The organism is Streptomyces sp. NPDC048461, from assembly GCF_055587105.1.
The window spans coordinates 209,467-228,505 of record NZ_JBVJGW010000008.1; the positions used below are offsets into that span (position 1 = coordinate 209,467).

Here is a 19,039-nt window from a genome sequence, read left to right on the forward strand (position 1 = left end):
ATAGGTGAGTTGAGCCGCTCGACGGGCGTACCGGTGCCCACGATCAAGTTCTATCTGCGCGAAGGCCTGCTGCCCGCGGGTGAGTTGAGCAGCCCGAACCAGGCGCAGTACGGCGAACGCCACGTCCGCAGGCTGAACTTGATCCGAGCCCTGACGGACGTCGGCAAGCTGCCCCTGGCCGCCGTCGGCAAGGTGGTTGAGGCGGTGGAGGACCTGGACCGTCCGGTGCACGCGCTGCTCGGGGCGGCCGCCCGGACCGTGGACCCCGCCCCCGCACCGGAGCCGGGACGCGAGTCGGGCGACCGGGCGCGGGCCATGGTCGGAGAGCTGATCGCCCGGCGCGGATGGCAGGTGCCCGAGGACCACGCCGCGGCCGCCTCGCTGGCCTCGGCCCTGGCCTCGCTGCTGGAGGTCGGCCACGGGGACTACCTGGACTTCCTGGACGAGTTCGCGGCGGCGTCCGAGCAGATCGCCGAGGCCGACCTGGCGTTCGTGGCCCGGCGGCACCGCCCCGAGGAGATGGCGGAGCGGGTGGTGGTCGGCACCGTCCTCGGGGATGCGATGCTGGCCTGCCTGCGGCGGCTCGCCCAGTCGGACGCATCGGCGCGGCGCTACCCTCGCCCGGACGCCCCGGAGGCGCCCCGGCCGACTTCGGGGTAGACGTTCGGAGGAGACGCGGGGGAGAGACGCGCGGGAGAGACGCGCGGGCGGGACGCGACGGAGGGACCCACCGGAGGGACGTTCGGAAAAAGTGTTCGGGAAAAGCGTTATCAGGGCCCCGCTCGACGGTCTCCCAGGTATCGGGCATCATCGACCGCCGGTACGGACAGGGAACATCACATGAGTACTCAGCACACGGCAGCGCTGGTGGCAGCGGCCCGCGCGGGCGATCCCCGCGCCCAGGACGAGCTCGTCAGCACCCACCTGCCGCTCGTCTACAACATCGTCGGGCGGGCCCTGAACGGGTCCTGCGACGTGGACGACGTGGTGCAGGACACCATGCTCCGGGCGCTCGACGGGCTGGGTGGCCTGCGCACGGACGACAGCTTCCGGTCCTGGCTCGTGGCGATCGCGATGAACCGGGTACGGGCGCACTGGCAGGCCCGCCAGAACGGTCTGGGCGCGAGCGGCCTGGAGGCGGCCGAGGACGTCGCCGACCCCGGGGCCGACTTCGTGGACCTGACCGTCACCCGGCTCAACCTGGCGGGTCAGCGCCGGGAGACGGCCCGCGCCACCCGGTGGCTGGAGCCGGACGACCGGGCGCTGCTGTCGCTGTGGTGGCTGGAGTGCGCCGGCGAGCTGACCCGGGCCGAGGTGGCCGCCGCGCTGGAACTGCCCCCGCAGCACACGGGGGTACGGGTGCAGCGGATGAAGGCCCAGCTGGAGGCGGCCAGGGTGGTCGAGCGGGCCCTGGACGCGCAGCCGCCGTGCGAGGGACTCCGGCAGGTGACCGCGGGCTGGAACGGGGCGCCCTCCGCCCTGTGGCGCAAGCGAATAGCCCGCCATGCCCGGGAATGCGTACGGTGCTCCGGCCTGTGGAGCGGCCTGGTTCCGGCGGAGGGCCTGCTGGCCGGACTGGCCCTCGTGCCGGTCTCGGCGGCCCTGCTGGCAGGGATGCGCACGGCCGGGGCGGCCGGCTTCGACCCCGCGCCCGCGGCCTTCGCCGACGGCTCCGGGGCGGACTTCGCGAACGCCGCCACCCAGCTCACGCCCACCGTGTCGGGCCCCGGCCGGGCGGCCCGGCGCCGCGCGGGCGACAAGGGCGGAGCGGCCGGCGGTGGACCGGCCGGCGGGCCGGGTTCCGGCGAGGCGGTGGCGGCCTCTCGCGGCGCACTGCGCCGGCGCCGCCGCAGCCGCCGCCGGGTGGTCGGCGGCGCCGTGATCGCCGCCTGCGTCGCGGGCGGCGGGCTGGCCTACCTCGGCACGCTCCCCGGCTCCGGCTCGACCGAGGCCGGCGGCACCGCGTCCCCGGCACCGCTGGCGGCGCTCTCGGCCACCGACCCCGTCTCGCCGCTCCCCAGCGGTTCGCCGTCCGCCTCGCCGTCGCAGTCCCCCTCGTCCTCCCCGTCGCCGTCCGCGTCGGCCTCGGCCTCGCCCTCCACCGCACCGAGCCCGAGCGCGAGCCCGACGCCTCAGAGGAGCCGCTCCAGCGCCCCCGCCCCCAAGCCCTCGGCGCCGGCGCCCGCTCCGGCCCCGCCGGGCGTCGCGGGCCAGGTCGTCGCCCTGGTCAACAAGGAACGCGCCACGGCGGGCTGCGGCCCGCTGAAGGAGGACCCGCAGCTGCGCGCGGCCGCCCAGGGCCACTCCGACGACATGGCGAAGCGGGACTTCTTCTCGCACACCAGCCCGGACGGCGCGGACCCCGGCAAGCGGACGACCGCGGCCGGGTACCGCTGGTCGACGTACGGGGAGAACATCGCCAAGGGCCAGCAGACGGCCCAGTCGGTGATGGAATCCTGGATGAACAGCTCGGGGCACCGCGCGAACATCCTCAACTGCTCCTTCAAGGACATCGGCGTCGGCATCCACCAGGGTGCGGGCGGCCCCTGGTGGACGCAGAACTTCGGGGCCCGCTGAGCGGTCCTCCCGGAACCCCCGGCGGTTCCGGAACCCCGGCCCCGCCGGGGTTCCGGTAGGCACCCCTAGTGGTGGAAGCCGGACCTGGGCTCCGTCGCGGGGACCGGCGGCGGAGAGGCCGTGAGGTGTTCCACGGCCCGGCGCAGGTCCTCGACGAGCAGGGCGATCTGGTCGCGGGTCACGCCGTGCCGGACGAGGACGCGCTGGATGACCGTCTCCTGGCGGTCGGCCGGCAGCGGGTACGAGGGCACCTGCCAGCCGCGCATCCGCAGCCGGTCGGAGAGGTCGTAGAGGCTGAACCCGGCCGCGGCCGGGTCGGTGAGGGTGTAGGAGACGGCGGGCAGGGCGCCCTCGCCGTCGTACAGGAGGGTGAACGGCCCCATCGCGGCCACCTCCCCGGCCAGGTACTGGGCGGTCTCGGCGCAGGCCTGCTGGACGCGGCGGTAGCCGCCCCGGCCCAGGCGCAGGAAGAGGTAGTACTGGGCGATGATCTCGCCGCCGGGGCGGGAGAAGTTGAGGGCGAAGGTCGGCATGTCGCCGCCCAGGTAGTCGACGTCGAAGACGAGTTCCGCGGGGAGCAGGTCCGCCGTGCGCCAGACGATCCAGCCGACGCCGAGGGGCGCGAGCCCGTACTTGTGGCCGGAGGTGTTCACGGAGGCGACGCGCGGCAGCCGGAAGTCCCAGACCACGTCGGGGTGCAGGAACGGCGCGACGAAGCCGCCGCTGGCCCCGTCGACGTGGATCGGGACGTCCCAGCCGTGCTCGGCCTGGATCCGGTCGAGCGCGGCGGCGAGCTCCTCGACCGGCTCGTAGTCGCAGGTGTAGGTGACGCCGAGGATGGCGACGACGCCGATGGTGTTCTCGTCGACGTGTGCGGCGAGCTGGTGGGGCAGCAGGCCGGTGGCGCCCTCCTCCAGGGGGACCTGGCGCAGCTCGACGTCGAAGTACCGGGCGAACTTCTCCCAGCAGATCTGCACGGGCCCGCAGACCAGGTTGGGCCGGTCGGTGGGCAGTCCCTGGGCCCGGCGGCGCTCGCGCCAGCGCCACTTCAGGGCGAGGCCGCCCAGCATGGCGGCCTCGCTGGAGCCGGTGGTGGAGCAGCCGGCCGCGGTGGTGCCCTCGGGGGCGTTCCACAGGTCGGCCAGGATGTTGACGCAGCGGGACTCGATCTCGGCGGTCTGCGGGTACTCGTCCTTGTCGATCATGTTCTTGTCGAGGCACTCGTTCATCAGGCGGTGCACGCCGTCGTCCGACCACGTGGTGCAGAAGGTGGCCAGGTTCTGGGCGGCGTTGCCGTCGAGGAGCAGCTCGTTGTGGAGGAGTTCGTAGACGACCTCGGTGGGCGAGTGGTCGTCGGGCATCCGGTACTTCGGGAGGATCTGGCCGCTGAGGGCGGACGCGAACACGTCCGAATCGGCGTCAGGGCCCCGTACGTCCTTCGTCTCATGGAGAGCCATATCGGGACTATAGGTGAATAGAACCAATATCAGACTCAACCGCCCTGAACCACCCGTCAGGAACCTTCTCGCACGGTTGCCGGCGCGGCTTCCGGCCTAGTCTGCGATGTGACCCCTCCCATAGAAGCCCGGGTCGGCCGAAGAAATTACTGTCCAGTAGTGTTACCCGCGTAGATCTTCCCGTCCCCACCGCTGGAGCCGGTACGAACGGGAAGATCATCCAACTTGTTCTACCAACAACTTATCCGCTCATGTCCTGATACAAGCCAACCGTGTTGCCGGCACTGATACCTCTTCGCTCCATGAACACGATCACCCGCCGGCAGGCCTTGGGAACCTCTGCCGGTGTACTCACCGCACTCGGCCTCGCCGCTGCCGCCACGAGCGCCAGCGCCACCCCCGCCCCGTCCACACCCACCGACGCGGGCACGGTCGACGAGGTCTACAAGGGCCGCCGCATCCAGATCACCCCGGGCGCCGGCGGCCACCACGGCGGCCACCACTCCCCCGGCCAGCCCACCGTCCGAATAGACGGCCGCGAACTGCACGTGATGCGGAACGCCGACGGCACGTGGATCAGCGTGATCAACCACTACGAGACCTTCGCCGATCCGACCTCACTGGCCCGCGCCGCCGTGCGCGAGCTCCAGGGCGCCACCCTCGCCCCGTTCGCACCGATGGGAGGCGCGGCATGACCGTGCGCAAGAACCAGGCCGCGCTCACGCCCGAGGAGAAGCGCGCCTTCACCAACGCCCTGCTGGAGCTGAAGCGGACCGGCCGCTACGACCGGTTCGTCACCACCCACAACGGCTTCATCATGAGCGACACCGACTCGGGCGACCGGGTGGGCCACCGCTCCCCGTCCTTCCTGCCCTGGCACCGCCGCTTTCTTCTCGAGTTCGAAGCGGCGCTGCAGGCGGTGGACGCGTCGGTGGCGCTCCCGTACTGGGACTGGACCACGGACCGCACCTCCCGCTCCTCCCTCTGGGCGGCCGACTTCCTCGGCGGCACCGGACGCGCCCGCGACGGGCAGGTCCTCGACGGACCGTTCGCGTACGCGACGGGCAAGTGGAACGTGAACGTGCGGGTGGACGGGCGCGCCTACCTGCGCCGGGCCCTCGGCGAGGGCGTCGCCCAACTGCCGAGCAAGGCCGAGGTCGACGCCGTACTGGCCATGCCTGTGTACGACACCGCCCCCTGGAACAGTTCGTCGAGCGGCTTCCGCAACAACCTGGAGGGCTGGCGCGGCGCCAACCTGCACAACCGGGTCCACGTGTGGGTCGGCGGCCAGATGGGCACCGGCGTCTCGCCCAACGACCCGGTGTTCTGGATGCACCACGCCTACGTGGACAAGCTGTGGGCCGACTGGCAGACCCGCCATCCGCAGTCCACGTACCTGCCCGCGGCCGGCACGGCGAACGTCGTGGACCTGCGCGACACGATGCGGCCGTGGAACGACGTGACCCCGGCCGACATGCTGGACCACCGGAAGTTCTACACGTTCGACACCGAGCCCGCCGCTGCCGCCAGCCAGCGGTAGTGCAGTTCGGGGCGGCCGACCTGACCGTACCGGGGGGTGCGGTCCGCGCGGCCGCTGTCGACCAGGTGCTCCAGGTAGCGGCGGGCGGTGATCCGGGAGATCCCCGCCGCCCCGGCCGCCCCCGCCGCGGTCAGCCCCTCGTCCGCCGCCCGCAGCAGGGCGGCGACCCGGTCCAGGGTCGGCGCGCTCAGCCCCTTGGGGAGCTCGGCCGGGCGGGGTGCGCGCAGGGCCGCCATGGCCCGGTCCACGTCGTCCTGGCCGGCCGCCTCGCCCGCCGTCGCGCGGAACTCGGCGTAGCGCAGGAGCCGTTCGCGCAGGGTGGGGAACGCGAAGGGTTTGAGCACGTACTGGACCACGCCGAGGGAGACGCTCTCGCGGACCACGGCCAGGTCCCGCGCGGAGGTCACGACGATCACGTCGACGGGGTGTCCGGCGGCGCGCAGCCCGCGCGCGAAGCGCAGGCCGTGCCCGTCGGGCAGGGTCAGGTCGAGCAGGAGCAGGTCGATGCGGGTCCGGTCCAGGACGCGGGTGGCCTCGGCGAGGGAGTGCACGGCGCCGACCGCCGTGAACCCGGGCACCCGGCCGACGTAGAGCGCGTGCGCGTCGGCGGCCACCGGGTCGTCCTCCACGACCAGCACCCGCACGTCCCCGCCCGTCATGCCCGGTCCCCGTCGGTCCGGGCCGTCCGGGGCTGCGGCCCCGCCGCCCGGGAACCCTGCCCGGTGGTCTGTCCCGCCGGCCCGCCCGGGGCCGGTCCGGGCCCCTGCCGGGCGGCCTGCCCGGGTACCCGACCGGCGGCCCGGCGCTCCCCCGCCGGGTCGCCTCCGTCTTCCGGCGCCGCGGCCGCCAGGGGAAGGCGTACGGTGAACTCCGCGCCGCCGCCCGGTCCCTGCGCCGCGGTGACCGCGCCGCCGTAGCGGTCGGCCACCTGACGGACCAGCGCGAGGCCGAGCCCGCGGCCCTCACCCTTGCCCGACCAGCCGCGGCGGAAGACGTCGACCCCTTCCGGGAGGCCGGGGCCGTTGTCGGCGACCCGCAGGAGCAGTTCGCCGCCGGCCGGACGCAGCGTGACCGCGATCCGCGCGGCCGGTACGCCGGCGACGGCGTCGACCGCGTTGTCGATCAGGTTCCCCAGCACCGTGACCAGGTCGCGCGCCGGCGGCAGTCCGCCGCCCGCGGCGAGCCGGCGGCTGTCCGGGGTGACGACGAGTTCCACGCCCCGTTCGTGCGCCTGCGCGGCCTTGCCGAGGAGCAGGGCCACCAGGACGGGCTCGCCGACCGCGGTGATCACCTCGTCGGTGAGCGCCTGCGCGAGTTCCAATTCGGCGGTGGCGAACTCCACCGCCTCCCGCTCGCGGCCGAGTTCGATGAGGGAGACCACCGTGTGCAGCCGGTTGGCGGCCTCGTGGGCCTGGGAGCGCAGCGCCTGGGTGAAGCCGCGCTCGTGGTCCAGCTCGCCGGTCAGCGACTGCAGCTCGGTGTGGTCGCGCAGCGTGATCACGGTGCCGCGGCGGCCGCCGCCCGCGACGGGCGAGCTGTTGACGACGAGCACCCGGTCGGCCGTCAGGTGCACCTCGTCCACCCTCGGCCGGTCCGCCAGCAGGGCCCCGGTGAGCGGAGCGGGCAGGCCCAGGCCGGCGACGGACGCGCCCCGCATCCCGTCGCCCAGGCCGAGCAGTTCGCGCCCGGCGTCGTTGATGAGGGTGATCCTGCGCTGGCCGTCGAGCATGAGCAGACCCTCGCGGACTCCGTGCAGGGCCGCCTGGTGGTAGTCGTACATCCCGCTCAGCTCGGCGGCGTTCATCCCGTGCGTGTGGCGGCGCAGGCGGGCGTTGACCACGTACGTGCCCATGCCGCCGAGGGCGAGCGCTGCGGCGGCGACCCAGGCGAGGGCGGCGAGCTGCGCGGCCAGCCGGTCGCTGATCGCCCGGACGGTGATGCCGGCGCTCACCATGCCGACGACCCGGCCGCCGTCGTCGAGCGGGGTGACCACCCGGATCGAGGGGCCCAGGGTGCCGGTGTAGGTCTCGCTGAAGGATTCGCCGCGCAGGGCGGGGGCGGTGTTCCCGAGGAAGGGCTCGCCGATCCGGCGCGGGTCGGGATGGGTCCAGCGCCGGCCGTCGGGGGCCATGATCGTGACGAAGTCGACCCCCGAGTCGACGCGGACCCGCTCCGCGTAGGGCTGGAGCCGGGCCGAGGGATCGGCGCCGCGCACGGCCTCCCGTACCGCCTCGCGCACGGACGGGGAGTCCGCGACCGCGTGGGCCACGGCTCCGGCCTGCCGGCGGGCGGCCTCCTCGGCCTGGCCTCGGGCGGTCGCGTACGCGAAGACGGCACAGCCTGCGACGACCACGGCGACCAGCAGCACCTGCATGGCGAAGAGCTGGCCGGCGAGGCTGCGCGGCGGACGGGGCAAACGGAACATGACGCTCAGTGTGCACCGGGCCGTGAACTCAATGAACGCAAGGGTGACCGGGGTCACAGCGGCGCGCGATGGTCCTCCCGGGACGTAATCACCACCAGGAGGCATCGTGGCCGCCAGGCGCGACAGAACGCACTATCTCTACATCGCGGTGATCGCCGCGGTGCTGCTCGGCATCGCCGTCGGCTTCGCCGCACCCGGCGTGGCCGTGGAGCTCAAGCCGCTGGGCACCGGCTTCGTCAACCTCATCAAAATGATGATCTCGCCCGTGATCTTCTGCACGATCGTGCTGGGCATCGGATCGGTCCGCAAGGCCGCCAAGGTGGGGGCCGTGGGCGGGCTCGCACTCGGCTACTTCATGGTCATGTCCACCGTGGCGCTCGCCATCGGTCTGCTGGTCGGCAACCTGCTGGAGCCGGGCAGCGGCCTCCACCTGACCGAGGCGGCGCGCAGCGCGGGCGAGGCGCAGGCCGAGGCGGGCGGGGCGGAGAGCACCTCGGAGTTCCTCCTCGGCATCGTCCCGACCACGATGGTGTCCGCGTTCACCGGCGGCGAGGTGCTCCAGACGCTGCTGGTGGCGCTGCTGACCGGATTCGCCCTGCAGGCCATGGGCGCCGCGGGCGAGCCGGTGCTGCGCGGGATCGGGCACGTGCAGAAGCTGGTGTTCCGGATCCTGGCGATGATCATGTGGGTCGCTCCGGTGGGCGCCTTCGGGGCGATCGCGGCGGTGGTCGGGGCCACCGGCATCGACGCGCTGAAGTCACTGGCCGTCATCATGATCGGCTTCTACGCGACCTGCCTGCTGTTCGTCTTCGTCGTGCTCGGCACGCTCCTGCGGTTGTGCACCGGTGTCAGCGTGTTCGCGCTGCTGCGCTACCTGGGCCGGGAGTTCCTGCTGATCCTGTCGACCTCCTCGTCCGAGTCGGCGCTGCCCCGGCTGATCGCCAAGATGGAGCACCTGGGGGTGTCGCGCCCGGTCACCGGGATCACGGTGCCCACCGGGTACTCCTTCAACCTGGACGGGACCGCGATCTACCTGACGATGTCGTCGCTGTTCGTGGCGGAGGCCATGGGCAAGCCGCTCGCCCTCGGCGAGCAGATCTCCCTCCTGCTGTTCATGATCATCGCCTCGAAGGGGGCGGCCGGCGTGACCGGCGCCGGGCTCGCCACCCTCGCCGGCGGCCTCCAGTCGCACCGGCCGGAGCTGGTCGACGGGGTCGGGCTGATCGTGGGCATCGACCGGTTCATGAGCGAGGCCCGGGCCCTGACGAACTTCGCGGGCAACGCGGTGGCGACGGTCCTCATCGGAACGTGGACGAAGGAGTTCGACCACGCCCGCGCCGCCGAAGTCCTCGCGGGACGGCTCCCGTTCGACGAGAGCACCCTGGTCGACGACGCGCACGGCAGCGACGCCGAAGGCCCCGGAGGCCGGGCCGGCGGCGCCGGGAAGGACACCGGGAACGGCACCGCGAGCGGCACCGGTGCGGTCGCCGGGAAGGATGCCGTACCGGTGCAGCCGTACGGAGACAAGGACGGCGTTCCGGCCTGACCGGAACGCCGCGCGGGAAGGCCGGGCCGGGCTCGCCCCCACGGTGCCCGGCCCGGCCGACCCGGCACAGACCACACATCTCACCCATACTCGGTTAGCCGCCACCGATAAACGAACCCCCGTGTTGCAAAAGGTACTTCCGCACCGGGGCATGCGTCTGACATCTTGCGTCCACCACTCGTTTCGTACGGCCCGGTAGGTGCGACCCACCGGGTCATCGGAGGACGCATTGATACCCCACATATCCCGCAGACCCCGACGCACCCTGGTGCTGGCCGCCGCCCTGGGCGCGGCCCTCGCCTTCGGGGCCCCCGCCGCGATCGCCGGCACCGCCCCGGTCTCCCCCGCCGCCCAGGCCCCGGCCCCCGCGCCGCAGGCAGCGGCCCCGGCTTCCCAGAGTGCGACCTGGGCTGCCGGAACCCGCGCCTACCTCGTGATCACCGCCCCCGGTGACAGCTCGGCGGTGCGCTCCGCCGTCACCGCCAACAGCGGCACGGTCTTCGCGTACTACGACGCCATCGGCGTCATCGTCGCCCACTCCTCCTCGGCCTCCTTCGCCGCCACCCTGCGCGGCGTCAGCGGGGTCCAGCAGGTCGGCGCCACCCGCACCTCGGACGTACCGGCGGACGCCTACAACCCGGCGCTGCCCGCCAACCCGGCGCAGTCCGCGACCGGTTCGGGCGAGCCCGTCCGCGCCGACATGACGCAGATCAAGGCCGACCAGGCCTGGGCCGTCACCACGGGGTCCGCCGCCGTCAAGGTCGGCATCCTGGACACCGGTGTGGACGACCAGCACCAGGACCTCGCGCCGAACTTCAACGCTGCGGACTCCGCCTCCTGCGCGTACGGCAAGGCGGACACCCGCGCCGGTGCCTGGCGCGACGTCGGCACCCACGGCACGCACGTGGCCGGCACGGTCGCCGCCGCCAAGAACGGCAAGGGCGTCATCGGCGTGGCCCCGGGCGTGAAGATCTCCTCGGTGCGCATCGCGGAGCCGGGCTCCTCGCTCTTCTTCGCCGAGAACACCGTCTGCGGCTTCATGTGGGCCGGTGACCACGGCTTCAAGGTCACCAACAACAGCTACTACACGGACCCGTGGCAGTTCAACTGCCCGGACAACGCCGACCAGGCCGCGATCATCGAGGGCGTCAAGCGCGCCCAGGAGTACGCCGAGGGCAAGGGATCGCTGCAGGTCGCCGCGGCCGGCAACTCCAACCTCGACCTGGCCAACAAGACGACCGACACCGAGAGCCCGAACGACTCGACGCCGGTCACCCGCACCATCACCAACGCCTGCCTGGACATCCCGACCGAGCTCCCGGGCGTGGTCACGGTCTCGGCGATGGGCACCACCGCGAAGGCCTCGTACTCCAACTACGGCCTCAACGTCGTGGACATCACGGCGCCCGGCGGTGACGCCACCGGCATCTACAGCACGCTGCCGGGCGGCAAGTACGGCAGCATGAGTGGTACGTCGATGGCCTCCCCGCACGTCGCGGGCGTGGCCGCGCTGCTGGCGAGCACCAACCCGGGCATCACGCCGGCGCAGCTGCGCGACAAGCTGTCCACCCAGGCGGGCGACGTCGCCTGCCCGTCGGACACCCGCTGCAAGGGCACCACCGCCAAGAACGGCTTCTTCGGCGAGGGCCAGGTCGACGCCCTCAAGGCCGTCGGATCCACCCCGCCCCCCGGCACGTTCTTCCAGAACACGGGTGACTTCGCCATCGGCGACAACACCACGGTCGAGAGCCCGATCACGGCGAGCGGGGTCACGGGCAACGCCCCGGCCACGCTCAAGGTGGGCGTGGCCATCGTGCACACGTACATCGGCGACCTGAAGGTCGACCTCGTGGCTCCCGACGGCACCGTGTACACGGTGCACAACCGCTCGGGCGGCAGCACCGACAACATCAACCAGACCTACACCGTCAACGCCTCCTCGGAGGTCGCGAACGGCACCTGGAAGCTCCGGGTGAACGACAACGCCGGCGGCGACACCGGCAAGATCGACTCCTGGAGCCTGACCTTCTAGTCGGGTCGGGACACCGGGACCGCTCGTCACGGCACACGGACGACCAGCCGGAAGCGACGTCGCCGTGCCGCCGCGGGGCCATCGGGGAGCAGTGCAGCTGCCCCCGGTGGCCCCGCTCCCGTTTCCGCGGGGCCTACCTGGTCCTCAGGACGCAGTCCCCGCAGAAGCCGCCGCCCGGCACCTTGTAGTAGAGGCAGCAGCTGTTCCGGACGAAGGCCACGCCGAGCCCGGGTTCGTGGAGGAAGGTTCCGGTGCCGGCGAGCGGCCCGCCGTCGCCCAGCAGCGCGGCCGCCGCGCCCACGGCCGCGTCCCCCTCGACCCGGTCGGTCAGCACCCGCAGGGCCCCGACGAGCCCCGAGGCCGCGTTGCCCCGCAGGACCTTGGGCGAGACCCCGAACCGCTCGCGCAGGCCCGTGTCCAGCCGGTTCAGGTTCCCGAGGACGCTCTCCGCCAGCGCCCCGGCCGGCAGCGCGGCGGGCTCGGGCAGCCACAGTTCCAGCGAGCCCGCGCGGGGCAGCCGCCACCACACCCGGCCGGGATCCAGGTCCGGCACCCGCCCGGCGAGCGCGAGGCACCCGAGCCCGAGCGACCACAGCCTCGAGGCGATCCCGAACTGTGCGGTCGAGGCGGCGACCCGGTCCGGTCCGGTGCCGATGCGGCGGCCCACCTCGGCCACGTACGGTTCCAGGTGCTCCCCGTACAGGTCGCCGAGCGGCCGGAATCCGGGGCCGGGTGGCTCCTTCCCGGACGGAACAGCGAAGAAGGGGCCGACGGCGGCCAGCCGTCGCAGTACGTCGTCCAAGGTCAGGCTCCCGGTCCGGTGCCGGGGGCGCACCCGGCGCCCGGTTCCCTCACGCAGTGCATGCCCCGATGATCTCAGGCCCGGTCGGGCGCCCGCCGGGGCGGTCCCCGGCCGGCCGTCTCAGCCCGTCGGGGAGTGGGCGGCCACCTCGAAGTCCGACATGTCGAGCCCGCCCTCCTTGGTGTCGTCGTTGGCGAAGACGAAGGACTCGATCGGCACCCCCCGCTCGTCGCTGAGCTGGGCCACCAGCTCCTGCAGGACCACGGTCTCCAGGACCACGCGTACGGCGTCGGCGGCCTTCGGGAGCCGGACGACGAACAGGTTCTCGGCGACCTCCACGTCCACGCCGGTGATCAGGAGGGTGAGGTGGCCGGCCGCGGCCAGGGAGCGGGCCAGTTCGATCTCGCGCCCGTCGCCGTACACGAGGTGCAGGGTGTTGCCCGCCGACTCCATCTCGCCGTGCAGGTAGTTGCGGGTGGCCGAGGCGGCCGCGGTCATCCGGACCACCTCGCGCAGCAGCAGCGCGCCCTCCTCCGCGGAGGCCCGGGAGGCCCCGGCCGCGACGCCGTCGGAGGCGATGCACCGCGCGCCGCGCTCGCGCAGCCCGGCGACGACCTCGGCGGCCTGCCGGCGGACGGCGGCGGTCTGCTCCGCGATGGCGGTCCACGGGTCGCCGTCACGGCCGGCGAGGGCGCCCGCGATGAGGTCGAGGGCGACGACGGTGCCGGTGTAGCCGATGGTGGAGGCGTACGAGTCGGACTCGTTGCCGAGGTCCACGACCAGTTCGGCGAGGTCGCCGAGCGGCGAGGGCACGACGTTGAGCAGTGCGGTCTTCGTGATGCCGGGGGCGGCGCGCCGGAAGGCGGCGAGCGTCTCGGAGCTGCGGCCGCCCTGGGAGACGGCGATCAGGCAGTCGGTGTCGAAGCCGGTGGTGCCGGACTCGATCTCGCTGGACAGGACGCGCTGGGTGACGACCCCGGCCTCGCGCAGCTGCTGCACGGGGACGGCGAGGGCCGCGTACGAGGCTCCGATGCCGGCGAACAGGGGCCGCCGGGCGGTGCGCAGGCCCGCCAGCTCCGGGGAGGCGAGCCGGGTACGGACGCGGTCGGCGATCCGGGCGAGGGCGGCGCCCTGGCCGGCCTGGCCCTGGAGGAAGGTGATGCGGGATCCGGACATGGTGGCTCCTGGGGGGTCTGGTGGGTCGGGCGACGGAGGGGTGCGCGGCGGCGGTGCGCGGGGTACGGCGCGGGCGCGCGGGGTGCGGCGCGGGGCCGGTCAGGTGGTGGCGTCGGCCTTGGCGGGCTCGATCGCCCCTCCCGGCCCGGCGGACCCCGCGGAACCGGCGGTCCCCTCGCCCGCGGGAGTCCCCTCGCCGGCGGTCTCCGGATCGCGCTCGCGCCCCGGTGTCGGCAGGTCGAACCGGACGATCGCGTAGCGGAAGATCACGTAGTAGAGGGCGGCGAAGCCCAGGCCTATCGGGATGAGCAGCAGCGGCTTCGTGGCGATGCCGTAGTTGACGACGTAGTCGATGGCGCCGGAGGAGAAGCCGAAGCCGTCGCGGATGCCGAGGGCGTAGCAGAGGGCCATGGAGACGCCGAAGAGGACGGCGTGGACGGCGTAGAGCACCGGGGCCACGAACATGAAGGCGAACTCGATGGGCTCGGTGACGCCCGTGACGAAGGAGGTGAGGGCGACCGAGATCATCATGCCCTTGACCATGGTGCGGTTCTCTGGCCGGGCGGTGTGCGCGATGGCCATGGCGGCGGCGGGGAGGGCGAACATGTAGATGGGGAAGCCGCCGGTCATGAACTGGCCCGCGGTCGGGTCGCCGGCGAGGAACCGGTGGATGTCTCCGTGCACCTCGGCCCCGGTGGCCGGGTTGACGAAGGTGCCCGCCTCGAACCAGGGGAAGAACGAGAAGAAGTGGTGCATCCCGATCGGGATGAGGGCCCGGACCACGAGGCCGAAGATGCCGGCGCCCCAGGCACCGGTGCCCACCAGCCACTCGCCGAAGTGGAAGAACCAGCTGCCGACGGTGGGCCATACCACTCCGAATACCACTCCCGCGCCGACGCCCGCGAAGGCACTGAGGATGGGCACGAGGCGGCGGCCGCCGAAGAAGCCGAGCCAGTCGGGAAGCCTGGTGCGGCTGAAGCGCTGGTAGAGGAGGGCCGCGATCAGGCCCATCACGATGCCGCCGAGGACCTTGGCGTCGAGCGGCTCCCCGTCGACGCCGTGGGGGAAGGCCGGGCTGGCGAGCACGGCCTTGAAGACGAGGTAGCCGACCGCCGCGGCCAGGGCCGTGGACCCGTCGGCCTTCTTCGCGAAGCCGATGGCCACACCGATCGCGAAGAGCAGCGGGAGGTTGGAGAACACCGCTTCGCCGGCCGCGTCCAGGATCATCGCGAGCTTGCGGACGACCTCCGGAAAGCTCTCGCGGCCCAGCAGGTCGGCGCCGCCCAGCCGCTTGAGCAGCGCGGCTGCCGGAAGCGTGGCCACGGGCAGCATCAGGCTGCGGCCGATGCGCTGCAGGACCGGCATGATCCGGGCCGGCTTCCTTCCGGTGGCCGGAGCTGTGGCCGTACTCATCGCGGGTACTCCTCGTCGAGCGGGGGTGGGGATGACCCCGAAGGTACTGAGAGGTTTTTTATTGGTCAATAGTGGTCCCATGTGGTCTGCAACAGGGAGACCAAGTCGCGACCTAGGTCCCGGCGCTCCCAGGCCCTCGGCCCCGAACCAAGTGGTAGCCAGTGGTATGGTTCCGGGCATGACCGACGACGCCACGACCTCCCCGGTCGCCTCCGCGACCGCCGGCGGCGCCGACCCCCTGTGGTCCCGGGCCGCCGAACGCATCCGCGAGGAGATCGCCCGGCGCGGCCTGCCCGAAGGCAGCAAGCTGCCGCCCGAGCGCGAACTGTGCGCCCGGCTCGACGTGTCCCGCGTCACGCTGCGCCGGGCCCTCGCCCACCTGGTCGACCAGGGACTGGTCACCGCCTCCCACGGCCGCGGCTGGTTCGTCTCCGCCGCCACGCCCCCGGCGCCGGCCCGGGACTGGCCCAAGGACCTGGAGTCGTTCACCGCCACGGCCCGCCGCAAGCACATGCGGGCCGGCTCGGTGGTCCTGCGCCACGACACGGTCACCGCGTCCCTCGACGACGCCGACCGCCTCGACGTGCCCGCGGGCACCCCGCTGCTGCGCCTGGAGCGGATCCGGCTCCTGAACGACGTACGGATCGCCGTCGACCGCACCCTGGTCGTCGCCGAACTCGCCCCCGACCTGGCCCGTACCGACTTCCGCGAGGCCTCCCTCTACGAGGAGCTGCGCCGCTGGGGGGTCGCGCCCGAGCGCGCCGAGGCCACCATCGAGGCGCGCACGGCGGACGAGGAGCTCGCCGGGCACCTCGGCATCGACCGGGGTGCGCCCGTGCTCGTCCTCGACCAGACCGTGTTCACCCGGGACCAGCGGGCCCTGCTGCTGTCGACGGTGGAGTACAGCGGCGACCGGTACCGGCTGCGCACCACCCTCCAGACAGACTGACACGGGAAAGCGGTGTGCCCGGGCGCCGTTGGGCACCCGGGCACACGACGAAAGACCCTGGACCGGACCGGGTCACAGCCCGGCGAGGAACTCCAGCAGCACCCGGTTGAAGGCCTCCGGCTGCTCCACGCCCGGCAGGTGGCCCGCGCCCTCGATGACGGCGAGCACCGCGTGCGGCATCAGCGCGTGCAGCGCCCGCGCCTCGGCGACGGGGGTGTAGACGTCGTCCGCGCCGACCACCACGAGGCAGGGCTCGCCCGCGGCGGCGAGCACCGGCCGGTAGTCCGGACGCTCCGCGCGGCCGCGCAGGGCTGCCGCCGCGCCCCGGGGATCGGTCGCGCGCATCATCGCGTCCACGTGCGCGGCGGCGGCGGGCATCGCGGTCACGTTGTACGGCGCGAGCATCTTGTCGATGACCTCGTCGGCATACGGTCCCATTCCCTCCGCGAGGAGCCGCTCGGCGGTCGCCCGGCGGAACTCCGCGCCCTCCGGCGTCTCCGGAACCGGGGAGGTGTCGGAGAGGACGAGGGCGCCCACCAGACACGGGTGGCGCAGTCGCATCTCCATCGCTATCTGCCCGCCCATGGACACACCGCCGACGACCGCCTGTTCGATTCCCAGACCGTCGAGCAGAACGGCCAGGTCGTCCGCCAGGTCAGCGAGCAGTGCGGTGCCGGGGACCACCGGGCTTTCCCCGTATCCCCGCAGGTCAGGCGTGATGACCCGGTAGCCGGCCGCGGTCAGCGCGGCCGTCTGGGGGGCCCACATCGTGCGGTTGAACGGATGTCCGTGGATCAGGATGACGGGTGCCCCGGCACGGGGACCGAGATCATCGAAAAAGAGTCGCGCGCCATTGCCGAATCGGGGGTTCATGAGAGGACTTTAAGGGGCTACATTGAGCCACTCGCGTTCACCTGACAGCCCGTTGCCTTTCACTCGTGTTTTGCACGGGGGGCGACGTCAGGGACGCAGACTGTGCAACCACCCCACCGCCTAGAAGGACCGAAGGCTCCGTGCCCGTACCCGTACTCCTCGCCGGCCGCACCGTGCGGCTCGAGCCCCTCGCCCCCCACCACACCGAGGCCCTGGCCGTGGCCGGGGCCGAGGATCGTACGACTTACGCCTTCACCCCCGTGCCGCACGGGCTGCAGGCGTCCCACGAGTACATCGACCGTGCCCTCGCCGATCAGGCGGCGGGTCGATCGCTCCCGTTCGCGGTGGTCAGAGCCACCGACGGACGGGTGGTCGGTTCGACCCGGTTCCTGGAACTCGACTACTGGCAGGGGCCCCTGGTGTGGCCCGCCGTGCCGGGCGTCCCGTTCGGCGATCCGGCGACGGCGATCCCCGATGCCGCCGAGATCGGCAACACCTGGCTGTCCCCGGGCGCCCAGGGCACCGGCATCAACACCGAGGCGAAGCTCCTCATGCTCCGCCATGCCTTCGAGACCTGGGGCGTCCGGCGCATCTCCCTGCGCGCGGACGCCCGGAACGGCCGCTCCCGGGCCGCGATGGAACGTCTCGGCTTCACCTCCGAGGGGGTCCGCCGGGCCCATTCCCGGGGGCTGGACGGAGCGGTCCGCAGTACGGCCTTCTACTCGGTCCTGGACGAGGAGTGGCCGGCCGTCCGCTCGGTCATCGAGCTGAAGCTGTCGCCCGCGGCGCAGCGCAAGCGACGCCGCAAGACCCTGGTGCCCGCCTAGCCGCGGCCGGCCCTGTCGCGGCCGGCCCGTCCCGGTCGGGCGCGTCCCGGCCATCCTCGATCCCCCGGCACCGGCCCGTGCACCGCACGGCTGCGGTCCGGATCAGTCGAGGAAGGCCGGACCCAGGGCCGACGGCACGAGCGGGGCAGGGGCGCCGGTGCCGTCGGCCGGCAGGGAGTACAGGTCCGCCCCGAAGTCCCCCGGAAGCGAATAGACGACGGTCCGGTCGTCCGCCCACACGACCTGGTCGTCGACGCTGCGCTCCTCGGCGAGCGGGGTCTCGGCCAGTGTGGCCAGCTCCAGGGCGTACAGCCGCCAGGGTGCCTCGGCCGGCCCGCCGGGCATCCGCTTCTTGAACACCACCCGGGTGCCGTCGGGCGACAGCGAGGGGCATTCCGCGTTCTCCCGCAGCGTCGTCACCGTCCGCGCCACCAGGTCCCCGCGGACCAGGTGGGTCCGGCCGCCGGTGGCCAGGGTCGCGTAGAAGGTCCGCTCGTCGGCGGCGAAGGTGACCCCCCAGAAGTTCACGTCGGCGCTGCGGTACGGCTTGCCGTCCCTGACCACCGCGAAGTCCTCCAGTGAGGCGTCGAGGCGGCCGGTGCGCAGGTCGACCACGGAGGTCCGCGTCGAGAAGTCGGTACCGGCGTACGAGTCCCCGCCGACGAAGACCGTCCAGGCGGCGAGGTGTCCGCCGGGCGAGACACGGGCGCGGGTCGGTATGCCGGCCAGCGGGTACGCCGCGACCTCGGCGAGACGGGCGTCCAGGACGACGGCCCGGTAGCCGCCCCGGACCCCGCCCCCGGCCGCCCGGAGGCAGATCCCGGTACCGGCCGCCGCGTGGAAGCGCAGGCAGTTCACCCCGGAGGCGGTGCGGTCGCCCCCGGGCTCGGCGGCCGGGACGGTGGCGAGTTCGTCGCGGTGCGGGCCCCAGGCCATGGTGCGGAACACGATCCGGCGGCCGCCGTCGCCGGGGGCCAGGGACACCTCGCCGCGGGAGACGCGGGGGCCGCCCTCCCGGGCGCGGTCCTTCTCGTCGGCCCGGGAGGAGGCCCGCCACACGGCGCCCACCGCCACGGCGGCGAGCAGGACGAGGACGGCGGCGAGGATCGGCATCCGGCGCTGGAGGGTCATCGGGGCCTCTCGGTACGGGTGCGTGCCCGGTGCCCGCCCGGTGGGTGCCGGGCGACGGGCGGAACGGTCCGGCGGCTGCGCGGACGCACCGTACCCGGGCGGCCCCGAGGGGGCCAGGGCCGGTCGGCCAACGGACGGGGAACTTCGCGGGTCCGGCGGGAGCCGGGCAAGGTCCTGGCCTAGAGCACCCCAAGAGAAGGAAAAATTCGGAACCCTGGCATGCTTTCGTACATCCTTCGAACGGAAGGAACCCACGTCAGACCACCCCGCCCCAACAGGGCAGCACCACCT

General features: G+C 73.1%; 16 protein-coding genes. 8 read left to right on the forward strand and 8 right to left on the reverse strand.

What is annotated here, in order from left to right:
* Window positions 1-9: 9 nt before the first annotated feature.
* Together ACZ6S8_RS16710 and ACZ6S8_RS16715 are read left to right on the forward strand one after the other, a co-directional pair.
* The gene (locus tag ACZ6S8_RS16710) at window positions 10-660 is read left to right on the forward strand and encodes a MerR family transcriptional regulator (RefSeq protein WP_469456339.1); all 651 of its coding nucleotides are present in this window, start codon (window positions 10-12) and stop codon (window positions 658-660) included.
* A 180-nt stretch (window positions 661-840) separates the two neighbouring features.
* Entirely contained in the window at window positions 841-2,577 is a 1,737-nt protein-coding gene (locus tag ACZ6S8_RS16715; RefSeq protein ID WP_469456341.1) for a sigma-70 family RNA polymerase sigma factor, read from the forward strand.
* 65 nt (window positions 2,578-2,642) lie between these two features.
* On the opposite strand, the gene ACZ6S8_RS16720 is transcribed toward ACZ6S8_RS16715, so the two are convergent.
* Window positions 2,643-4,034, reverse strand: coding sequence for a glutamate decarboxylase (locus ACZ6S8_RS16720; RefSeq protein ID WP_469456343.1), 1,392 nt, complete (start codon window positions 4,032-4,034; stop codon window positions 2,643-2,645).
* A gap of 302 nt (window positions 4,035-4,336) precedes the next feature.
* On the opposite strand from ACZ6S8_RS16720, the gene melC1 reads away from it, so the two are divergent.
* Together melC1 and melC2 are read left to right on the forward strand one after the other, a co-directional pair.
* Window positions 4,337-4,729, forward strand: a complete 393-nt coding sequence (gene melC1 / locus ACZ6S8_RS16725; protein WP_469456345.1) for an apotyrosinase chaperone MelC1 — start codon at window positions 4,337-4,339, stop codon at window positions 4,727-4,729.
* Window positions 4,726-5,574, forward strand: a complete 849-nt coding sequence (gene melC2 / locus ACZ6S8_RS16730) for a tyrosinase MelC2 (protein WP_469456347.1) — start codon at window positions 4,726-4,728, stop codon at window positions 5,572-5,574. The genes melC1 and melC2 overlap by 4 nt, the downstream gene beginning before the upstream one ends.
* On the opposite strand, the gene ACZ6S8_RS16735 is transcribed toward melC2, so the two are convergent.
* Window positions 5,529-6,233 carry a response regulator gene (locus tag ACZ6S8_RS16735; RefSeq protein WP_469456349.1) on the reverse strand — a complete coding sequence of 235 codons (705 nt, stop codon included), beginning with the start codon at window positions 6,231-6,233 and terminating at the stop codon, window positions 5,529-5,531. The two genes, melC2 and ACZ6S8_RS16735, sit on opposite strands and share 46 nt — an antisense overlap.
* Complete coding sequence (locus tag ACZ6S8_RS16740) at window positions 6,230-7,999, reverse strand: sensor histidine kinase (RefSeq protein WP_469456351.1); 1,770 nt, start codon at window positions 7,997-7,999, stop codon at window positions 6,230-6,232. Before ACZ6S8_RS16740 ends, ACZ6S8_RS16735 begins: the two co-directional genes overlap by 4 nt.
* A gap of 106 nt (window positions 8,000-8,105) precedes the next feature.
* Here ACZ6S8_RS16740 and ACZ6S8_RS16745 point away from each other — a divergent pair, with 106 nt between their 5' ends.
* Both ACZ6S8_RS16745 and ACZ6S8_RS16750 read left to right on the forward strand, forming a co-directional pair.
* Window positions 8,106-9,545 (forward strand): cation:dicarboxylate symporter family transporter, encoded by a 1,440-nt coding sequence (locus ACZ6S8_RS16745; RefSeq protein WP_469456353.1) that lies wholly within the window; start codon window positions 8,106-8,108, stop codon window positions 9,543-9,545.
* A gap of 268 nt (window positions 9,546-9,813) precedes the next feature.
* Window positions 9,814-11,577: a S8 family peptidase gene (locus ACZ6S8_RS16750; protein ID WP_469456519.1), complete on the forward strand. Its 1,764-nt coding sequence runs from the start codon at window positions 9,814-9,816 to the stop codon at window positions 11,575-11,577.
* A 133-nt stretch (window positions 11,578-11,710) separates the two neighbouring features.
* Here the strand turns inward: ACZ6S8_RS16750 and ACZ6S8_RS16755 are convergent, their stop codons facing one another.
* From ACZ6S8_RS16755 to ACZ6S8_RS16765, 3 genes are all read right to left on the reverse strand, one after another.
* Entirely contained in the window at window positions 11,711-12,379 is a 669-nt protein-coding gene (locus tag ACZ6S8_RS16755; protein ID WP_469456355.1) for a (2Fe-2S)-binding protein, read from the reverse strand.
* A 120-nt stretch (window positions 12,380-12,499) separates the two neighbouring features.
* Window positions 12,500-13,555, reverse strand: a complete 1,056-nt coding sequence (locus ACZ6S8_RS16760; RefSeq protein WP_469456357.1) for an SIS domain-containing protein — start codon at window positions 13,553-13,555, stop codon at window positions 12,500-12,502.
* A 99-nt stretch (window positions 13,556-13,654) separates the two neighbouring features.
* A complete protein-coding gene (locus tag ACZ6S8_RS16765; protein WP_469456359.1) occupies window positions 13,655-14,968 on the reverse strand; it encodes a PTS transporter subunit EIIC in 1,314 nt (437 codons plus the stop codon).
* 178 nt (window positions 14,969-15,146) lie between these two features.
* Between ACZ6S8_RS16765 and ACZ6S8_RS16770 the strand changes: the two genes are divergently transcribed.
* The gene (locus ACZ6S8_RS16770) at window positions 15,147-15,917 is read left to right on the forward strand and encodes a GntR family transcriptional regulator (RefSeq protein ID WP_469456361.1); all 771 of its coding nucleotides are present in this window, start codon (window positions 15,147-15,149) and stop codon (window positions 15,915-15,917) included.
* Window positions 15,918-15,989: 72 nt separating this feature from the next.
* Here ACZ6S8_RS16770 and ACZ6S8_RS16775 read toward each other — a convergent pair whose 3' ends face one another.
* Window positions 15,990-16,790, reverse strand: a complete 801-nt coding sequence (locus ACZ6S8_RS16775) for an alpha/beta fold hydrolase (protein WP_469456363.1) — start codon at window positions 16,788-16,790, stop codon at window positions 15,990-15,992.
* 140 nt (window positions 16,791-16,930) lie between these two features.
* On the opposite strand from ACZ6S8_RS16775, the gene ACZ6S8_RS16780 reads away from it, so the two are divergent.
* The gene (locus ACZ6S8_RS16780; protein ID WP_469456365.1) at window positions 16,931-17,617 is read left to right on the forward strand and encodes a GNAT family N-acetyltransferase; all 687 of its coding nucleotides are present in this window, start codon (window positions 16,931-16,933) and stop codon (window positions 17,615-17,617) included.
* 102 nt (window positions 17,618-17,719) lie between these two features.
* On the opposite strand, the gene ACZ6S8_RS16785 is transcribed toward ACZ6S8_RS16780, so the two are convergent.
* Window positions 17,720-18,748, reverse strand: a complete 1,029-nt coding sequence (locus tag ACZ6S8_RS16785) for a TolB family protein (protein WP_469456367.1) — start codon at window positions 18,746-18,748, stop codon at window positions 17,720-17,722.
* Between the last annotated feature and the right edge of the window lie 291 nt (window positions 18,749-19,039).

Bases quoted from the DNA above. Each gene is read 5' to 3' on its own strand.
- ACZ6S8_RS16715 (WP_469456341.1), top strand. From the start codon at position 841: ATGAGTACTCAGCACACGGCAGCGCTGGTGGCAGCGGCCCGCGCGGGC.
- ACZ6S8_RS16720 (WP_469456343.1), bottom strand. From the start codon at position 4,034: ATGGCTCTCCATGAGACGAAGGACGTACGGGGCCCTGACGCCGATTCG.
- melC1 (WP_469456345.1), top strand. From the start codon at position 4,337: ATGAACACGATCACCCGCCGGCAGGCCTTGGGAACCTCTGCCGGTGTA.
- melC2 (WP_469456347.1), top strand. From the start codon at position 4,726: ATGACCGTGCGCAAGAACCAGGCCGCGCTCACGCCCGAGGAGAAGCGC.
- ACZ6S8_RS16735 (WP_469456349.1), bottom strand. From the start codon at position 6,233: ATGACGGGCGGGGACGTGCGGGTGCTGGTCGTGGAGGACGACCCGGTG.
- ACZ6S8_RS16740 (WP_469456351.1), bottom strand. From the start codon at position 7,999: ATGTTCCGTTTGCCCCGTCCGCCGCGCAGCCTCGCCGGCCAGCTCTTC.
- ACZ6S8_RS16760 (WP_469456357.1), bottom strand. From the start codon at position 13,555: ATGTCCGGATCCCGCATCACCTTCCTCCAGGGCCAGGCCGGCCAGGGC.
- ACZ6S8_RS16765 (WP_469456359.1), bottom strand. From the start codon at position 14,968: ATGAGTACGGCCACAGCTCCGGCCACCGGAAGGAAGCCGGCCCGGATC.
- ACZ6S8_RS16770 (WP_469456361.1), top strand. From the start codon at position 15,147: ATGACCGACGACGCCACGACCTCCCCGGTCGCCTCCGCGACCGCCGGC.
- ACZ6S8_RS16775 (WP_469456363.1), bottom strand. From the start codon at position 16,790: ATGAACCCCCGATTCGGCAATGGCGCGCGACTCTTTTTCGATGATCTC.
- ACZ6S8_RS16785 (WP_469456367.1), bottom strand. From the start codon at position 18,748: ATGACCCTCCAGCGCCGGATGCCGATCCTCGCCGCCGTCCTCGTCCTG.